The organism is Thiothrix sp. (assembly GCF_028714775.1).
GTDB lineage: Bacteria > Pseudomonadota > Gammaproteobacteria > Thiotrichales > Thiotrichaceae > Thiothrix.
Window position 1 is genome coordinate 110,152 of sequence record NZ_JAQTLS010000005.1, and the last position, 16,374, is coordinate 126,525.

The 16,374-nt window shown below is 51.9% G+C and carries 17 protein-coding genes; 11 read left to right on the plus strand and 6 right to left on the minus strand.

Annotated features, from left to right (window positions below):
* Nucleotides 1-10: 10 nt before the first annotated feature.
* The 3 genes from PHE17_RS05920 to PHE17_RS05930 all read left to right on the plus strand — a co-directional run bounded on the left by PHE17_RS05920 (nucleotide 11) and on the right by PHE17_RS05930 (nucleotide 1,260).
* The gene (locus PHE17_RS05920) at nucleotides 11-616 is read left to right on the plus strand and encodes a DUF1007 family protein (RefSeq protein ID WP_301014897.1); all 606 of its coding nucleotides are present in this window, start codon (nucleotides 11-13) and stop codon (nucleotides 614-616) included.
* 87 nt (nucleotides 617-703) lie between these two features.
* Complete coding sequence (locus tag PHE17_RS05925) at nucleotides 704-937, plus strand: ribbon-helix-helix domain-containing protein (RefSeq protein WP_301014898.1); 234 nt, start codon at nucleotides 704-706, stop codon at nucleotides 935-937.
* Nucleotides 934-1,260, plus strand: a complete 327-nt coding sequence (locus PHE17_RS05930; RefSeq protein ID WP_301014899.1) for a type II toxin-antitoxin system PemK/MazF family toxin — start codon at nucleotides 934-936, stop codon at nucleotides 1,258-1,260. The genes PHE17_RS05925 and PHE17_RS05930 overlap by 4 nt, the downstream gene beginning before the upstream one ends.
* Before the next feature lie 18 nt (nucleotides 1,261-1,278).
* On the opposite strand, the gene PHE17_RS05935 is transcribed toward PHE17_RS05930, so the two are convergent.
* Nucleotides 1,279-4,176: a type I restriction endonuclease subunit R gene (locus PHE17_RS05935; protein ID WP_301014900.1), complete on the minus strand. Its 2,898-nt coding sequence runs from the start codon at nucleotides 4,174-4,176 to the stop codon at nucleotides 1,279-1,281.
* A 156-nt stretch (nucleotides 4,177-4,332) separates the two neighbouring features.
* Nucleotides 4,333-5,100: a spherulation-specific family 4 protein gene (locus PHE17_RS05940; RefSeq protein WP_301014901.1), complete on the minus strand. Its 768-nt coding sequence runs from the start codon at nucleotides 5,098-5,100 to the stop codon at nucleotides 4,333-4,335.
* A gap of 321 nt (nucleotides 5,101-5,421) precedes the next feature.
* Between PHE17_RS05940 and PHE17_RS05945 the strand changes: the two genes are divergently transcribed.
* Nucleotides 5,422-5,598, plus strand: a complete 177-nt coding sequence (locus PHE17_RS05945; protein WP_301015004.1) for a BrnA antitoxin family protein — start codon at nucleotides 5,422-5,424, stop codon at nucleotides 5,596-5,598.
* Between the two features lie 38 nt (nucleotides 5,599-5,636).
* Here the strand turns inward: PHE17_RS05945 and PHE17_RS05950 are convergent, their stop codons facing one another.
* From PHE17_RS05950 to PHE17_RS05960, 3 genes are read right to left on the minus strand one after another with little or no spacing between them, the layout of a single operon-like run.
* The gene (locus PHE17_RS05950; protein WP_301014902.1) at nucleotides 5,637-6,131 is read right to left on the minus strand and encodes a hypothetical protein; all 495 of its coding nucleotides are present in this window, start codon (nucleotides 6,129-6,131) and stop codon (nucleotides 5,637-5,639) included.
* A gap of 16 nt (nucleotides 6,132-6,147) precedes the next feature.
* Entirely contained in the window at nucleotides 6,148-7,368 is a 1,221-nt protein-coding gene (locus PHE17_RS05955) for a restriction endonuclease subunit S (RefSeq protein WP_301014903.1), read from the minus strand.
* A complete protein-coding gene (locus tag PHE17_RS05960) occupies nucleotides 7,368-8,930 on the minus strand; it encodes a type I restriction-modification system subunit M (RefSeq protein WP_301014904.1) in 1,563 nt (520 codons plus the stop codon). The genes PHE17_RS05955 and PHE17_RS05960 overlap by 1 nt, the downstream gene beginning before the upstream one ends.
* A gap of 188 nt (nucleotides 8,931-9,118) precedes the next feature.
* Here PHE17_RS05960 and PHE17_RS05965 point away from each other — a divergent pair, with 188 nt between their 5' ends.
* The 5 genes from PHE17_RS05965 to PHE17_RS05985 all read left to right on the plus strand — a co-directional run bounded on the left by PHE17_RS05965 (nucleotide 9,119) and on the right by PHE17_RS05985 (nucleotide 13,478).
* On the plus strand, nucleotides 9,119-10,531 hold the full coding sequence (locus PHE17_RS05965) for an ATP-binding protein (protein WP_301014905.1): 1,413 nt from the start codon (nucleotides 9,119-9,121) through the stop codon (nucleotides 10,529-10,531).
* Between the two features lie 119 nt (nucleotides 10,532-10,650).
* Nucleotides 10,651-12,480: a S8 family serine peptidase gene (locus tag PHE17_RS05970; RefSeq protein WP_301014906.1), complete on the plus strand. Its 1,830-nt coding sequence runs from the start codon at nucleotides 10,651-10,653 to the stop codon at nucleotides 12,478-12,480.
* A 61-nt stretch (nucleotides 12,481-12,541) separates the two neighbouring features.
* Nucleotides 12,542-12,745 (plus strand): hypothetical protein, encoded by a 204-nt coding sequence (locus PHE17_RS05975; protein ID WP_301014907.1) that lies wholly within the window; start codon nucleotides 12,542-12,544, stop codon nucleotides 12,743-12,745.
* A gap of 105 nt (nucleotides 12,746-12,850) precedes the next feature.
* Nucleotides 12,851-13,114, plus strand: coding sequence for a ribbon-helix-helix domain-containing protein (locus tag PHE17_RS05980; protein ID WP_301014908.1), 264 nt, complete (start codon nucleotides 12,851-12,853; stop codon nucleotides 13,112-13,114).
* Nucleotides 13,107-13,478 carry a type II toxin-antitoxin system VapC family toxin gene (locus tag PHE17_RS05985; protein WP_301014909.1) on the plus strand — a complete coding sequence of 124 codons (372 nt, stop codon included), beginning with the start codon at nucleotides 13,107-13,109 and terminating at the stop codon, nucleotides 13,476-13,478. The genes PHE17_RS05980 and PHE17_RS05985 overlap by 8 nt, the downstream gene beginning before the upstream one ends.
* Before the next feature lie 15 nt (nucleotides 13,479-13,493).
* Here PHE17_RS05985 and PHE17_RS05990 read toward each other — a convergent pair whose 3' ends face one another.
* On the minus strand, nucleotides 13,494-13,907 hold the full coding sequence (locus PHE17_RS05990) for a lysozyme inhibitor LprI family protein (protein WP_301014910.1): 414 nt from the start codon (nucleotides 13,905-13,907) through the stop codon (nucleotides 13,494-13,496).
* A 127-nt stretch (nucleotides 13,908-14,034) separates the two neighbouring features.
* Here PHE17_RS05990 and PHE17_RS05995 point away from each other — a divergent pair, with 127 nt between their 5' ends.
* Together PHE17_RS05995 and PHE17_RS06000 are read left to right on the plus strand one after the other, a co-directional pair.
* A complete protein-coding gene (locus PHE17_RS05995; RefSeq protein ID WP_301014911.1) occupies nucleotides 14,035-15,129 on the plus strand; it encodes an MBL fold metallo-hydrolase in 1,095 nt (364 codons plus the stop codon).
* 85 nt (nucleotides 15,130-15,214) lie between these two features.
* Nucleotides 15,215-16,357: an SGNH/GDSL hydrolase family protein gene (locus PHE17_RS06000; protein WP_301014912.1), complete on the plus strand. Its 1,143-nt coding sequence runs from the start codon at nucleotides 15,215-15,217 to the stop codon at nucleotides 16,355-16,357.
* Nucleotides 16,358-16,374: the final 17 nt, after the last annotated feature.

Genomic DNA, 16,374 nt, shown 5'->3' on the forward strand with positions numbered 1-16,374 from the left:
CGGAGTTTCCATGAACAAGTTTGTTTTATCCGGGGTCTTTGCCCTGACGGCTTTGTGTTCGGCCCCCAGTTTTGCGCACGACTTCCATCACCAGATCAGCGTTGATACCGCGCTGAAAACCAATGCCCAAGGTGAGTTGGTCGGCTTGCAAATGCATTGGCTGAACGATGAAAATGTGTCCAAAGCCATGCTGGAAGACGAAGACATGTCGCCGGAACACCGTGAGCAAACCTTGCAGCAAATTGGTGGGCGCTTATTGCATGACCTGCGTCCTATGGGTTACTACACCCAACTGAAGTTGGATGGGCAAACGATCCAACCCGCCGAAGCCAAGGAATACACATTAACGGTCACTGCTGACCAGCGCTTGATGTTGGATTTTCTGTTGCCATTACCTGCTGCCACGGCAATGCAAGGCAAAACTTTGACGTGGAATATGCTTGACCCAGAGGGTTCGGGCATTTTGCGCTACGCGGACAGTTCCCACCTTTCGCTGGGTGAAAACCCGCCTGCCCACTGCCAACTCACCTTGAGTGCGGCTACCGCAGCCGCTGATGCAACACCGGAAGAGCAAAGCAAAGCTAGCCAAACCGTGAGTTTAACCTGCCCTTCATGAGTCCCCACCAACCACTGGCTCGGCTTTCGTAGCATTTACCAATGCATGTGGATTAGTATAGCTATAACTATCCACATGGAGGCCGATATGCGCACCGTACAAATGACTTTCGACGACGACCTTGTTACTGAACTGGATCAGATCGTCCAAGAAACCCGGACTAACCGTTCAGCGTTTACCCGCGAAGCCTTACGGATGGCGATAGCCTTCTATCACCAACGTAAGCTAGTGGAAAAACACCGTGAAGGCTACCGTCGCCACCCTGTTACCGCCGACGAATTTTCAGTATGGGAAGACGAGCAGGCGTGGGGTGATGAATGAAGCGAGGGGAAATCCGCTGGTATACCTTCAAAGAACCGGACAAACGCCGCCCGGTCATGATCCTGATCCGTTCGGATGTGATCCCACATTTGGGTGAAGTCACCATCGCGCCAATTACCACCACGATTCGGGACATCCCCAGCGAAGTGGTCTTAAGCACCAAAAACGGAATGCCCCGCGATTGCGCCATCAATTTTGACCACATCCAGACCGTGCAGAAAGGCAAGTTGGGCGCATTGATCACCACACTCTCCGCCAGCAAGTTGCAAGAGGTTGATCAGGCGGTGAGTTTTGCACTCAGCTTGGACGATTTCGTGAAATAAGCGGGCGACGACATCCCTTCACGCCGGTGCGTCGTGAATATACGTCCGTACAAATGCCATGAGCCTGTCCAGCACCCGCTGACCCACCGTTTTGCGCTGGAGAATCTTCGGCTTGGTGGTCATGGCGTCAATCACGTCATCGCGCAGCGGTTCGCGCTCGGTAAACACATGGTCGCGGATGATCGTCTTGACCTTTTCCGGCTCCAGCCCTTCGTCGGTACACAAGCTTTGCAAAGCACTGTCATATTCCGCCCGCCAGAAGGCACTGAAATGGGTGGCAACCGCCGCCGAGTCAGTAATGTTCGGCAGGTTTTCGTGGATGAATTTCTGGATCAGTTCACGCTTGCTGCGCAGCCGCGCATCGCCTGAAACAATATCGAGGATGGCCTTGCTCTGGCGCTGGCGTTCGCCGTCGTCTTTTTCGTCCTTGAGCTTGCCCAGTAATTGCAGGATGTAACTGACATTGATTTCATCGCGGTGGATCAGCTCCAGCTCAAAGTCAACATCATTGAGGATGGAAACCTTCTCGGTCTGGCGCTCAGTTTTCACCGTGTCGTACAAATCCAAGTACTTGCTGCGGTAGTCGGCAAACTCCTGCTCTGCCATGCCCACATCCGCCATGTCGAAATCGCTGAAACTTTCCAGCACATTGCGCAAGCGCATCAGTTGGCGGAATGCCTTGATGAACTCGAACTGGGCTTTTTCATCCGGTAACTCGTTGACACTTTCAACCGTGGGGGCAAGCGCTTTCAGTTCATCCAGCGCCTGCCTGAAATCGGCGACGTAATCTTCATACGGCTTGAGGATGATAGTTTCTTTCGCATCCTTATTGGCAAACAGGGTAATGGCGTCATCGGTAGCCTGCTTGATGTTGCGGAAACAGACAATATTGCCCTGCGATTTGACTTCGTTGAGGATGCGGTTGGTGCGTGAAAATGCCTGTATCAAGCCGTGAAACTTGAGATTTTTGTCCACATACAGGGTATTCAGGGTCTTGCTGTCGAAGCCAGTCAGGAACATATTCACCACCAGCAAGATGTCGATTTTGCGATCCTTCACCTGCTTGGCAATGTCGTTGTAATAGTTGTAAAACGACTGGCTGTCTTTGGTGCTGAAGCTGCTGCCAAACAGCGCATTGTAATCGGCAATGCAATTATCCAGCTTTTCGCGACTGTGCAAGTTGGGCGCAGCACCCTCCCCCGCTAACGGGTCATCATCCAGCAAACCGTTGGCATCTTTGTCGTCTTCGTTGGCGGTGTAACTGAAAATAGTGGCAATGCGTAACTTATCCGATCTCCCGGCCTGCGCTTCCTTGAACAACTGGTAGTAGCGGTACAGCACCTCCACACTGCTGACGCAAAACATCGCGGTGAAATCGCGGCTATGGGTCTTGCGCTCGTGGTTGGCGAGGATGTAATCCACAATCGGCCTAAGGCGCTTGTCGGACTCCAGCAATTCCTTGGTATCAATGTCCTCCACTTCAATATCGCGGTAGGTTTCGCTGTCCTTGTTTTTGTAACGCCCGACGTATTCCACCGAAAACTTCAGCACATTTTCATCGCGGATCGCATCGGTAATCACGTACTGGTGCAGGCATTCTTCAAACAGGTCTTTGGTGGTGCGCTTGCCCAAGTGGTTGTTGGCGACGTTATCGGCAAAGATCGGTGTGCCGGTGAAACCAAACATCTGGTAATCGGTGAAATACTCGGTGATGCGCTTGTGGGTATCGCCGAACTGGCTGCGGTGGCATTCGTCGAAAATGAACACCATGCGTTTGTCTTTCAGCGCATCGGTGCGGGCTTTGTAACGGTCGCGGGTAATCGCGGTATTGAGCTTCTGGATGGTGGTAACAATCAGCGGGGTATCATCCGTCAACTGGCTGACCAGCTTGTGGGTATTGTCCGTGCCATCGACGCTGCCTGCCTGAAAAGCGTTGAATTCCTTGCTGGTCTGGTAATCCAAATCCTTGCGGTCGACCACGAACACCACTTTGTGGATTTTCGGCAAACCGACCAATATCTGCGCCGCTTTGAAGGAAGTCAGGGTTTTACCAGAACCCGTGGTGTGCCAGATGTAACCGTGATGGGTGCTATTTTTTACCTTGTCGATGATCGCTTCCACCGCGTAATACTGGTACGGGCGCAACACCATCAGCACCTTGTCGGTCTGGTTGAGCACAATGTATTGGGTGAGCATTTTCGACAGGTGGCACTTTTCCAGAAACGCCTTGCTGAACGCTTCCAGCGGGGTGATCAGGTTATTGTCCTTATCCGCCCAGTAAAAGGTGTGCTTGAACGACTGCTGGCGGTTATTGGCGTAATACTTGGTATTGACCCCATTGCTGATGACAAAAATCTGGATGTACTGGAACAACCCCACGCCCGCGCCGTAAGAATGGCGTTGGTAACGGTTGGTCTGGTTGAAGGCTTCCTTGAGTTCCAAGCCCCGGCGCTTGAGTTCGATTTGCACTAGCGGCAAGCCATTGATCAGCAGAGTGATGTCGTAACGGGTGGTGTATTTGCCGTCCATTGTCACTTGGCGGGTGACTTGATAGCGGTTTTGGCACCATTCAAGCTGGTCGATGAATTCCAGATAGACCGTTTCGCTGCTGCTGGAAGGCTGGTTGGCTTGTTCCACCCGGTAATAGGCGGGCATTTCTGCTGCACCTTCGCGGCGCAAGGCCATTTTGTCGCGCAGGGTTCTGGCACGCTCAAAGACGCTGCCTTTGTCCAGATGGTTTAGCACCTGCTTGAAATCGCTGGCGGAGAGGTGAATACCGTTGTGGCGTTCGAGTTGGATTTTCAGGTTGGCGAGCAGCGCGGCTTCATTGGGGAGGTCGATGTATTCATAGCCCAATGTGCCGAGTTGCTGAATCAGCTTGTCTTCCAGTTGTTGTTCCGACTCGGTTGAACACATGATTAATGCCCCTTGGTGGTGGAAAGCATCATAGCAGTTTTTCAACCGAATCGGAGAGCCTCACGCGGAACATCCCCCCCATCCCCAGCCCTTCCCCCGCAAGGGGTGAAGGGGGTAAGAAACGGGAGAGGGCTTGTTCCGAGCACAAGACAGGCGTTATTTGCAGCCGGTCAAAATCGCGGATAGTTCGGTCGTCCAATAGCTGGGCAAGGTATCCCACGGGTTATCCAGCTTGTCGTTGGTCACAAACAATTCCCCGGCGTTCCGCACCGCACCCAGTTTGACGGCATTGGGCATTTGGGCTGCTGAGGTAGCATAAACAAGATGGGTTATTTTGCTGGCGGGGTAATTGGATAACCATGTAGGCATGACCCAGTTCAGGTAATTGGCGTAGCTGTCTTCAAACACCACGGTGGTATCCGCCATATTGACGTAGCTCGCCGCAGGCACAACACCGGGGTTCAGCATGACGAAACCGCCCTTAGCACTGCGGATGTAGTTTGCAATCTGCTGGTATTGGGGCACAAAGGCAGCACTGCTGGCGACTTCATCCACAAAAATGCCGTCAACACCGTACCAGTTTTTGTAGCTGTCAATTTCGCTCTGCATCATTTGCAGCGGGCGGATGGTTTGGTCGCCATACGCGGAAGCCACATACCCCAGCACTTTGATGCCTGCTGCTTGCGCGGCCTTTACGGACTGCACGTATTGGGGGTCTTGGGACAATCCCGGCCCGCTGTTGGGGTTCATGATCATCACGTTAACGCGGGGGGCTGAATTGGTGGAGGTAGTCCAGGTTGTGCCGGGGTAGAAATACGCTGGGATAGCAATGCCGGGGCATGATCCGGCTTCCGCACTGGCGGTGAATCCCAAGGAAGCTAGCATCACCAACGATGCCGCTAATACAGGACGTAACTTAGCCATAAATGAATCTCCATTTTTTTTAACATTGAGTTGTTTGGGAATTGTCGAGTTTGCAGCATACGCCTGTGCTGCTAACTCATCGCCAGTGCCGCCATCCCTCAGTGCAGGCAACGTCGGCAATGGTTACATTAGTGTAACGTATCAATGCTGATCATTATCAAATTTTATGAAGAATTTCTTGAAGGCTATCACGCAGAACATCCCCCCCATCCCCAGCCCTTCCCCCGCAATGGGTGAAGGGGCAAGAAACGTGCCTGCATAACCGCAACGCTTCGGCGTTTCCCGAATACCCGGCGAACCCATACAAGTGACATCCCGGAACTGGACGAAGCCTTTTGGCAAAATGCACAGGTCGTCGCACCGCAGGTTAAACCGACGATCAGCTTACGTCTTCCTCGTGAAGTGTTGGAGTTCTTCAAAGCGGAAAACCCGAAAGGCTATACCGCCCGCATGGCTGCTGTACTGACGGCTTATGTGAATGCGCATCAACGTTCTTGAAGACTCCCATCCCCTCGCCAACAGCCCTCTTAACTCCCTTAATGCCAAAATGGTTCAGCAAGCTGTTCCCAGTCCAGCGCCTTGATTTGCTCAATTACGTGATTATCCAGTGGCATGGCGAGTTCGTCCTGATACCAAGCCAGTGTTAGTTGTGAGCCGTTGGATTCCTCGGTGTCATTCAACAGGGGTTGGGAAAAAAATGTGCCGAAGCAGGTTATCAATGGCAACCGTTCCAGCACTGTGCCGCGCCTGCCTTGCTGCGGAGTGTCCGAATGGCATTCCTTTGCATGTTGCAGCGGGTCTTCGATGAAATGGATGTTGCCGAGGAAGTTGCTGGTTGTCCAAGTGCTGACTGGCTCGATCAGGTGTATCTTGTCGCAGTTCAGCAGCTTTGGGGCGTATTCGCAGCTTTGCTCAATATTCCGCTGATTGGTTTCAGCGTTTGGCTGACCCAGCAACAAGCCGCCGTAGGTGTAATACTGGTGCAGGCGGGTGAGGCGGATTTTGCGTTGGTTGTTAAGCTCGATTTGCATGGTAAATTCCTTTTGATTAAACAAACATCTGCTGAAGCAGTCCCTTCTTGAACGTCTCCGCCTGCGCAACTTGCGCACTCACCTGCTGAATCTTGGCATCAATCGCCACCAAAAATCCCGCAATCTTCCCCTGCTCCTCAAAACAAGGGTAAGCCATTAGATGGCTTGAAACAAAACTCCAATCTGAGCGAGGCATTTTGGAACCAAATGAAACATTCGCAATTTCTTGAAACTCATGAGTTTGAATCAGATAAAAGAGGAAGTCATTCTGTATTTTCTTACCATCTAAAACCCAAATTTCTGTTGAACACACACCATCAAACGACGCCATCCAGTACTTTTTCAGGTAAGGACGTAACTTCCCAAATAAAACATTTCCTTTCTTGAACTTGCTCTTAATACTAGCTTGCTCTCTCGAAGAATATGTTTGTCGTAACACACCAGTTTCCTGGCCTAGACTGTCAAGCTCAACGCAAATAAAATCCACAATTTCTTTATTAGGATCATACTTGCTTGATTTATTTGTGACAAACTTACCGAACTCGTCTTCCTCCCAATTCGGGTAATCGCGCCCGTCATCATCCTGGAACCGCACCTGCTGGCTGAACAACTGCTGCATCACACCTTTTTTGTACTGTTGCATGAGTTCGCGCTCGCGTTTGAGCTGCTGAATTTTAGTATCGACAGCCGTCAGGAAGTCAGCGATTTTTTTTTGCTCTTTAAACGAAGGAATAAAGAAATCAAAATCCTTAAAATCTTTTGTTGTAAAACTAGCCTGATTTACAGCAGGCTTTGTTATTAGCGCTATGTGCTTTTCATACCTAGACGTATGAAACAGGTAATACATATACCTTAAAGACACATTCGCTTTAAAAGTCAATCGCATAATATTGGTTGTATAGATAAAATCTCGACCAAGAATATTTCTGTATTCAGCAACCTTACCAATTTGAGCGAGACTATTAATAAAATTAACCAATAAATCGCCATCTTTCAAAATAAAGTTTTTTAAATTCACCCCTTTGTCATCAACTTTATACCAATATTTCAAATCTGAAAAATCAAGTTGACCATCAATCAAGTTTGTAGAACGAAGTACTGGATAACCAATATCTTGATCACTCAATAATCTGGATACGCCACTCTGCATTTGGTCAACCACGTCACCAAGGCGGCGTTTAGACCAACCAAACGAACTATCAAATCTCAATGCAGGAAGATTAATTATATCAGCCATCAGAATGGACTCGCTATGCCGAGTTGTTGGCAGAAGTCGGCAATGGTTTTGTCGGTCGCCGCCATCCCGCTTTCGAGCGCCTTGAGTTCGGCAGTGACCGCAGCAAGGTCAACCGCCGCATCTTCCTCAAACGTATCGACGTAACGCGGAATATTGAGGTTGTAATCGTTTTCGGCAATCTCCGCCAATGGCACAACCGCGCTGTATTTGGCTTCGGCAGACCGCGCTTTGTACGTGCTGATAATCTTGTCGAGGTCTTCCGGGCGCAAATTGTTCTGGTTCTTGGCCTTTTCAAACCCCTGACTGGCGTCAATGAACAGGATGTCGTGCGGATGCGTGCGGCATTTCTTGAACACCAGAATACAAGTCGGGATGCTCGTGCCGTAAAAGATATTGGCAGGCAAACCAATCACCGCATCCAGCAAATTACGCTCGGCAATCAAATGCTGGCGGATGTGCCCTTCCGCCGCGCCCCGGAACAACACCCCATGCGGCAACACCACCGCCATATTCCCGTTATCAGCAAGGTGATGGATCATGTGCAGCACAAACGCAAAGTCCGCCTTGGTTTGCGGCGCGAGCTTGCCGTATTGCGAAAAACGGTCATCACTTTGGAACAGCGGGTTGGCGCTCCAGTGCGCTGAAAACGGCGGATTAGCGACAATCGCCTCAAAACGCTCGTTAATATGCTGCGGATGTTCCAGCGAATCTTCCTGCACAATGTCGAACTTGCGGTAGTTGACGTTGTGCAAAATCATGTTCATGCGGGCAAGGTTATAGGTGGTGCGGTTGAGTTCCTGCCCGTAAAAATGCCCCACATCGCGCACTTCCTTGGCGACCCGCAACAACAGCGAACCGGAACCACAGGTCGGGTCATACACCGATTTCAGCACCTGTTTGTCTGCCGTCACCAGCCGCGCCAAGATCGAGGAAACCGTTTGCGGCGTGTAAAACTCCCCCGCTTTCTTGCCCGCACCGCTGGCAAACTGCCCGATCAGGTATTCATAGGCATCACCCAGCACATCCGCGTGGCTATCCTCCAGCCGGAAATCAATCTTATCCAGATGGTTCAGCACCTTGACCACCAGCTCGTTTTTCTGCTTTTCAGTCTTGCCCAACTTACTGGAAGTCAGGTCGAGGTCTTCAAACAACTGGTTGAAATCGTCCTCACTTTCCGTGCCCATCGTCGAGCGCTCAATATTGCTGAGGATGCGGGTAAGGTCATCGAGGATGAAGCTATTGTCCTGCCCGCGTTGCGCCACGGCACTGAACAGTTCGGCAGGTTTGAGCATGAAACCCAACTTGGGAACCGCTTCCTCGGCAATCGCCGCGATGATTTCTTGGTCTTCGGCACTGGCTTCATTCAGTTCGGTGTAATCCAACCCGCCGCCATCCTCATCCAGCAAGGTATTGGCGTACAAATGCATCTTTTCCGACAAGTATTTGTAGAAAATAAAGCCAAGGATGTAGTCCCGGAACTCATCCGCATTCATCTTGCCGCGCAAAGTATTGGCAATATTCCACAGTTGCTGTTCCAGCAAACGCTTTTGTTCTTCTGACATTCCGTAGGGTTTCCGGGATCAAGGTAAAGCGCGAGTGTACACACCCGGAAACGGCACGACCAGCGCGTCAACTTACGTGATTACCATAGCCACACCGTAACAAAATTTACTGGCACTGCACTGACCTGTGTGCCATGATCATTATCAATAAACAAAAATAATCAGCAAACCAACAGGATTCATTGGTCATGGAAACCATTTCCCACATCGCCGCTGTCCAGCCTGATTATGAGCGTCCCCTCGTGCGGCAATTGCGTTCCGCCGGACTCACACCAGACAGCCCGCCAGACGCCGCCGCTTGGCGCGATTTTCTGGAGCGCATGAACCGGGGCTACCGCGACAATAGGCAAAACCACTACTTGCTCGAACAGGCATTGGAAGTTTCCTCGCGGGAAATGTTGGCGATGAATGCAACCCTCCAGCAGGAATCACAGGAAAAAATCCGCGCCTTGCAAAAGTCGCAGGAAAAATCGCGCTTCCTTGCCAACATGAGCCATGAAATCCGTACCCCGATGAATGGCGTACTGGGGATGCTGGATATTTTGGGACAAACCGAACTCAGCCCACAGCAGCGTGAATACCTGCGCACCGCTTACAGTTCCTCAGAAATACTGCTGGAAGTGATCAACTCAGTACTCGACCTGTCCAAGATTGAGGCAGGCAAACTGGTGCTGGAACACATCCCCTTCGACCTATTCAATTTGCTGGACGACATGACAATGCTGTTCAGCGGTTCCGCCACCAAGAAACACCTGCAACTTTACAAAACCCTGCCAGCAGGGCAGCACGCTTGGTATTACGGCGACCCCATCCGTCTCAAACAGATACTCGGCAATTTGCTGGGCAACGCCATCAAATTCACCCAGCGCGGCAGTATCGGCGTTAAAGCCGAACGGCTGGAAGATACGCCCACTACTTCCCGCATCCGCCTGCTAATCACCGATACCGGCTCCGGTATCAGCCCCGAACATCTCGAAGCCCTTTTCAATGCCTTCAGCCAAGCCGATGAATCCACTACCCGCCTCTACGGTGGCACTGGCTTAGGGCTGACCATCGCGCAAGAGCTGGTACACCTCATGGGCGGCAACATCCGCGTCAAATCAACCCCCGGACAAGGCAGCACGTTTTATTTCGACCTCACCTTTAACAAATACACCATTACCGCCCAAGCACAATCGGCACTCCCCTCCCCACTGGCTTACATCAAGGAACACGCGCCACTCGGGGGGCACTTACTGTTGGTTGAAGACAATCTGGTGAATATCAAGGTGGCTCACGTCATGCTGACCAAAATGGGGTTCAGCTTTGACATTGCGATGGATGGGCATGAGGCCGTCGACCTGCTGGCAAAAAACCATTACGACCTCGTGCTGATGGACTGCCAGCTTCCCGGCATGGATGGCTACGAAGCCACCCGTTGTTTCCGCCAGATGGAACTGGAACGTCATCATCCCCGTACCCCGGTGGTTGCCATGACCGCCAACGCCATGCAGGGCGACCGGGAAACTTGCCTGCAAGCGGGGATGGATGATTACATGACCAAGCCTATCTCGATGGATGGCTTACGCCAGAAACTGCAATGCTGGCTTGTTCCACAATAGCGAGGCGCAAAGCCATCCGTCGGACGGTCATTGCTTCCAGTCGGATATATGCCAAACTAATTTCAATAATAAAAAAACATGTAACGAATAGGGTGTCGATAACAACAAAGGGAATTACCATGCCTTACCCCCGGCTTTTACGTTTATGTGCCTTCACCCTCGCTGTTGGCGCAGCCCTGAACTCACCGTCTGCCCTTGCCAATATGCCCGTCAAGCCAGACATTACCCCCAAAGTCCCGAGTACCCAACCGGATACTGACCAGCTCATCGTGCGTTTCCGCGACACTACCAGCACTGCTGCGGCTGATAAAGTCTTGGGCAAAATGCGCACCGAAAAGAAACAAAGTTTCCGCTACACCAAAAGTACCTTTCAAAAGTCCGATGTATTCCGCTTCGACAAACGTAAGGGCAAGGCCGAGTGGGACACGCTCTCAACTTGGCTGAAAGCTCAACCGGAAGTCGAATACGTCGAGCCAGACTACATCCTGACGAAAATGGTGACACCGACCGTTCCCCCTGCTTACACACCTAATGACCCTTACCTCAGTTACCAATGGCCTTTGCTGGATGCGATCAGCGGTATACGCGCGGATCAAGCGTGGGGTTACACCACCGGAAGCGGCAGCGTGGTGGCGGTGATTGATACTGGCATATTGCCACACGCGGATTTGAAGCCGAACTTACTGCCCGGTTACGACATGATTAATGACACGCTGGTTGCCAACGACGGCAATGGGCGTGATGCAGACCCTACCGACCCCGGCGACTACGTGCTGGCGGGCGAATGCGGCAGCGCCAGCGCGATCAGCAGCAGTTGGCACGGCACGCACGTTGCAGGCACGATTGCCGCCGTGGGCAACAATGCCACTGGCGTTGCGGGGGTAGCCTTTGGCGCAAAAGTCATGCCGCTACGGGCATTGGGCAAATGCGGCGGTTATACCTCTGACATTGCTGACGCCATCACATGGGCGGTCGGTGGCGCGGTCACGGGCGCACCCGTTAACCCAACCCCTGCCCGCGTTATCAACATGAGCTTGGGCGGCACATCCACTTGCGGCATTACCATGCAAAACGCCATCAATACCGCCCGCAGCAAAAAAGCAGTGGTGGTGGTCGCAGCGGGTAACAGCAATACCGACGCCAGCACTTCTTCCCCAGCCAACTGCCCCGGTGTCATTACCGTCGCGGCAACTGGGCGCAATGGCGGCAAAGCGTATTACTCCAACTACGGTAGCATCGTTGACATTGCCGCACCGGGTGGTTCAATGAATACGGGCAGTGCTGACGGCATCCTTTCCACCTTGAATACTGGCAAGCAACAAGCCGTTGCTGACACCTATGCCTACTATCAAGGAACCAGCATGGCAACCCCGCACATTGCTGGCGTTGCTGCACTGATGTTAGCCGCCAACCCAGCACTGACGCCGGATCAAGTGGAAAGCCTGCTCAAATCGTCTGCCCGCGCTTTCCCTGCCCCTTGCACTGGCTGCGGCACAGGCTTGGTGGATGCCAATGCGGCGGTACAAGCCGCCATCAGCACCCCACCGCCCGCCGTTGACCCTTATGCTGCGATCCGCACCGCACTAACCGCCAACAGCACACTCTGGACTAACAAGAAAATCCGCAATTACAGCTACATACTGGAACAAACCACTGGCGGTACGGCAACCCCAGTGCGACTGCAACTGGTCATCCGTTCCGGCATCTTGTATTCCGGGGTGAACCTGAGTACCGGCAAAACACTGTCGTATACGGACTTGAAAACCAAAGGCAAAACCATTGAACAACTGTTCTCGACAGTAAACAGTGCCATCAATGCCAAAGCCGCCAGCATCAAGGCCAGCTATGACCTAACGTTGGGCTACCCTACCAGTATTTTCGTCGACCCAAGCAGCAGTGTGGTTGGCGATGAAAATACGCTGAAAGCATCCAGTTTCATCCGTTTATAAACCAATCGCCCCGCCCTTCCCTGATTGGGGAGGGTGGGACAAATACCCGAAAGATTTGATCATGGATACTGCGTCATTACTGTGGGGACTGCTATTCAGTTCCATCGGCTTCGGCTATTTCCTCTACGGCAAGAAACAATCCAGCGCCGTGCCACTACTGTGTGGTTTGAGCTTAATGATTTTCCCGTACTTCATGACCAGCAACCTGTTACTGGTTGTGATCGGCAGCTTGTTAAGCGCTACACCGTATTTTATCCGGCTGTAGGCCAAGTCGTGGGTTACTGTAACAATTATTACAGTAACATTGGGTACGCTAGCCACGGTGAAAATATGCTACGCTACACACATAACGTATGTAGGAGAGCACCTAATGCAACGTGTACAAGTTTTTTTGCGTAATGACCAATGTGAAGCCCTCGGCAGACTCGCCAAACTATCGGGCGTCGCCAAAAGCGACCTGATTCGTCAAGGCGTTGAATTATTTCTGAGAAAACAGCAACAAGCACAAACCGACTGGAAACAGGCAACCCGTCAGCTTTACGGCATTTGGGAAGACCGCAACGATCTAGAAACCACCCACCAACACATCCGCCAGTCCTTAAATGCACGGTTGGACAGGTTCGCGCATGAATAAATTGCTGGATACTTGCATCCTCATCGACTTTTCACGCGGCAATCCCCAAGCGCAGACCTTCATGGAATCGCTAGAAGTTGCGCCTTGCCTATCTGCACTGACAGTCACGGAAATTCTGGCGGGCGTGCGCAATAAACGTGAGCAATCCCTGTTCGACAACTTGTTTGGTTTGTGGGAAATTTTCCCGGTCAGCGCTGAAATTGCCACGGTCGGCGGGCATTTTCTCAACCAATACATGAAAAGCCACGGCACAGATTTGGTCGATGGCATCATCGCTGCGACCGCGCAGGTGCATGGACTGGAAGTCATAACGTGCAATATCAAACACTTCCCAATGTTTCCGGGTTTGAAAGCACCGTATTGATTGCGCCTACGACAGCTACTCAGCATCCTTCAGCAAATCCACGTAAGACTGCAATTCCAGCGCCCGCGCTTTCACCACATCCACCCGTTTGGCGATCATCACCGGAATCCACATTGTGCCATCCAGTTGCGCGTGGATCGCATTGATCAGGTCAAATTCCTTGTCGCGCTGCGCTATCCACTCGCGTTGCGCCTGTTTCAAGGCATCTTGGCCTTTCGGCTTGAGCTGGCCTTGCAGTGCTTTGTACACGCGGTTGAGTTCGTTATCCCATTCCTGCTCGGCACGGGTGTAACACTCCACCATGCCGGAGGTGGAAGGGTTCTTGTCGGTGCAAGCCTCTGCGGTCAAGTCGATGACGTGCTGTTTTTCTTTGGCATGGACATTAACCGCCAGCATCAAGGCAATAAGGGCAAACATTAGACGACGCATGGGTATTTCTCCTTTGGGTAGTGAATGCATCCAAGTTTAGGCCAAAGCAATCGGCAAAGGTTTCTTTTTCCGTATGGAAGGTTTGGCGTATTATTGATATTCCGCAAATAACGGGGAGGATGGAGCAATGAACCGATACCTATTGGCAAGCGTACTGGGGGTAAGCTTAAGCATTGCCGCCGCCGACAACGAAAAGCCCACCACGGAAACCTATACCCGCGCCGAAGTTGACCATGCTTTCGGCACGACACCGGGCAAAGTCTATAACCCAACGAAAGCCGTCGATACCGATGATGCACCCAGCGTAGCCTTTAATGCTGAAACCAGCAGCAGCGAACCACTGAAAACTTACGAAGTCATCCCCGGCACGTATTTCCTCTACGGCAATATCGCGGAAGTGGATGAAAATAACCGGGGATTCAACGGTAATGCAGGCTTCGTCGTGACCAACGACAGTGTGGTGGTGATCGACTCGCTGGGTAGCCCGCGCTTGGGACAACGCATCATTAGCACGGTTAAGCAAGTGACCGACAAGCCCATCAAATACCTGATCCTGACACACAATCACCCTGACCATGCGTATGGCGCGATTGCCATCAAGGACTTAGGCAATGTCACGGTCATCGGGCATGAAGGCACACTGGAATACATCAATTCCGAACGCATCGGGCATTCCGTGAGCTACCGTGAAACATTCATCAAGCCGGACATGGCTGGTTTCAAACCCGTCACGCCCGACATCTTGATTGGCGGCGAACTGTATTCCAAAAACACCATCAGCACGGGCGGGAAAACCTTCGACATTTACAATACCGGCCCGCACCATTCGTTTGGCGACCTGATCGTGCACCAGAAAGAAGACAATATCGTGTGGATTTCCGACCTTGCTTTCAACAACCGCGTGACCTTCATGGCGGATGGCAGCTCACAGAAATCCATCGACGCGCAGACGTGGCTGCTGGACACCTTTAAGGATGCGAAATTCATGATTCCTGGTCATGGCAGCGTGCAGTCACCACCCTTCCCGATGGTGACAAAGACCCGCAATTACATGCAGCGCTTGCGCAAAGACATGGCAAAAGCGGTGGACGATGGCACTGACTTGCAAACCGCCGTGGACTCAAGCCGCTACGAAGATTGGAGCAAAGTCAGGCTGTACGAGTTGAACCATAAAAAGAACGTGGATTTCGTCTACCGCGAGGTCGAGTTAGAGCAATTCTAAAACGCCACCCGTTGTTTGCTACCTTTTGTCTAGTCGGGTATCCCTGTTTGTGGGAGGCTGACCCTATAATCGGTGGGTAAAAATCATGGCAGATATGGATATGCGCAAACCTCTTTCCCGCCGCAAAGAATGGCTGTTCCGTGCCATTTCTTTCTTGTTCGGCCTGAGCATCGTGCTCGGTGGGCTGGAAATCGTGTTGCGTTTCCTGCCCGTCAGCGGCGTCTATACCGCGTTGCCCGTCAATGCGACCAACCCCTTGATGCGTTACCCACCCTATTCCACCCACCAATACAGCAGCGGCTGGAACTTTGCCATTGCCCAGCAAAAACAGGCCAATAACGACGGTTTTTACAGCGATTACGATTATGTACAAACCACCAAACCCTTGATGGCGGTGATCGGCGACAGTTTCATTGAAGCCGAACAAATCCCCAATAAAGATACCGTGCAGGCATTATTGAACGCGGGGCTGAGGGGCGAAGGGCGCGTTTATGGTTTCGGTATCCAAGGTTCCCCGCTCAGCCAATACCTGATCTTTGCCGACCATGCGCGGCGCGAATACCAGCCCAAGGCAATGACGTTCACCATCATTGCCAATGATTTCGACCAAAGTCTGATGGAATATGGCAAGGACATCCTCAGTGGCATGTACCTGTTTTCCGACACCAGCGAGCAAGCGCGTTTAGAACTGCTGGATTATCCGGGCAGCTACCGCAGCGGCTTGCGCGGTTTCCTGAAAAACGCAGCTTTGGTGCGGTACTTGTATGCCAACGTCGGCCTGAACCCGAAACAAATCAAAGCGTGGTTTGACCACCCAGATACCCCACCTGTACATTTCGGCGGGATTGGGGCGGCAACAGATGCCAAACGGCTGACGAATTCTAAACGCGCAGTAGAGCTGTTCTTCCAACATTTACCGAAAAAAACCGGATTACCCACCGAAAAAATCCTGTTTGTGGTTGATGGCATCCGCGAAGTCAACAACGAAACCGACTGGAAGGCCGCGCAACAAAGCTATTTCGGGCAAATGCGGGAGTACTTCATGCAGGCTGCCCGCCAGCGCGGTTACGAAGTAGTGGATATGCACCCTACGTTCTACCAAGCGCAGCAAGCCGGAAAAAAAGTCGATTTCGTCCCCCAAGACTGGCATTGGAACAGCGTTGGGCATAGACTGGTGGCAGATGCCGTTAAACAAACCCGTGTTTACCAGCAGACGTTTAGCCAATAAATTATAAAAATCAGGAT

Bases quoted from the DNA above. Each gene is read 5' to 3' on its own strand.
- PHE17_RS05995 (WP_301014911.1), top strand. From the start codon at position 14,035: ATGAACCGATACCTATTGGCAAGCGTACTGGGGGTAAGCTTAAGCATT.
- PHE17_RS05935 (WP_301014900.1), bottom strand. From the start codon at position 4,176: ATGTGTTCAACCGAGTCGGAACAACAACTGGAAGACAAGCTGATTCAG.
- PHE17_RS05960 (WP_301014904.1), bottom strand. From the start codon at position 8,930: ATGTCAGAAGAACAAAAGCGTTTGCTGGAACAGCAACTGTGGAATATT.
- PHE17_RS05965 (WP_301014905.1), top strand. From the start codon at position 9,119: ATGGAAACCATTTCCCACATCGCCGCTGTCCAGCCTGATTATGAGCGT.
- PHE17_RS05970 (WP_301014906.1), top strand. From the start codon at position 10,651: ATGCCTTACCCCCGGCTTTTACGTTTATGTGCCTTCACCCTCGCTGTT.
- PHE17_RS05925 (WP_301014898.1), top strand. From the start codon at position 704: ATGCGCACCGTACAAATGACTTTCGACGACGACCTTGTTACTGAACTG.
- PHE17_RS06000 (WP_301014912.1), top strand. From the start codon at position 15,215: ATGGCAGATATGGATATGCGCAAACCTCTTTCCCGCCGCAAAGAATGG.
- PHE17_RS05930 (WP_301014899.1), top strand. From the start codon at position 934: ATGAAGCGAGGGGAAATCCGCTGGTATACCTTCAAAGAACCGGACAAA.
- PHE17_RS05975 (WP_301014907.1), top strand. From the start codon at position 12,542: ATGGATACTGCGTCATTACTGTGGGGACTGCTATTCAGTTCCATCGGC.
- PHE17_RS05985 (WP_301014909.1), top strand. From the start codon at position 13,107: ATGAATAAATTGCTGGATACTTGCATCCTCATCGACTTTTCACGCGGC.
- PHE17_RS05940 (WP_301014901.1), bottom strand. From the start codon at position 5,100: ATGGCTAAGTTACGTCCTGTATTAGCGGCATCGTTGGTGATGCTAGCT.
- PHE17_RS05955 (WP_301014903.1), bottom strand. From the start codon at position 7,368: ATGGCTGATATAATTAATCTTCCTGCATTGAGATTTGATAGTTCGTTT.
- PHE17_RS05950 (WP_301014902.1), bottom strand. From the start codon at position 6,131: ATGCAAATCGAGCTTAACAACCAACGCAAAATCCGCCTCACCCGCCTG.
- PHE17_RS05920 (WP_301014897.1), top strand. From the start codon at position 11: ATGAACAAGTTTGTTTTATCCGGGGTCTTTGCCCTGACGGCTTTGTGT.
- PHE17_RS05990 (WP_301014910.1), bottom strand. From the start codon at position 13,907: ATGCGTCGTCTAATGTTTGCCCTTATTGCCTTGATGCTGGCGGTTAAT.
- PHE17_RS05980 (WP_301014908.1), top strand. From the start codon at position 12,851: ATGCAACGTGTACAAGTTTTTTTGCGTAATGACCAATGTGAAGCCCTC.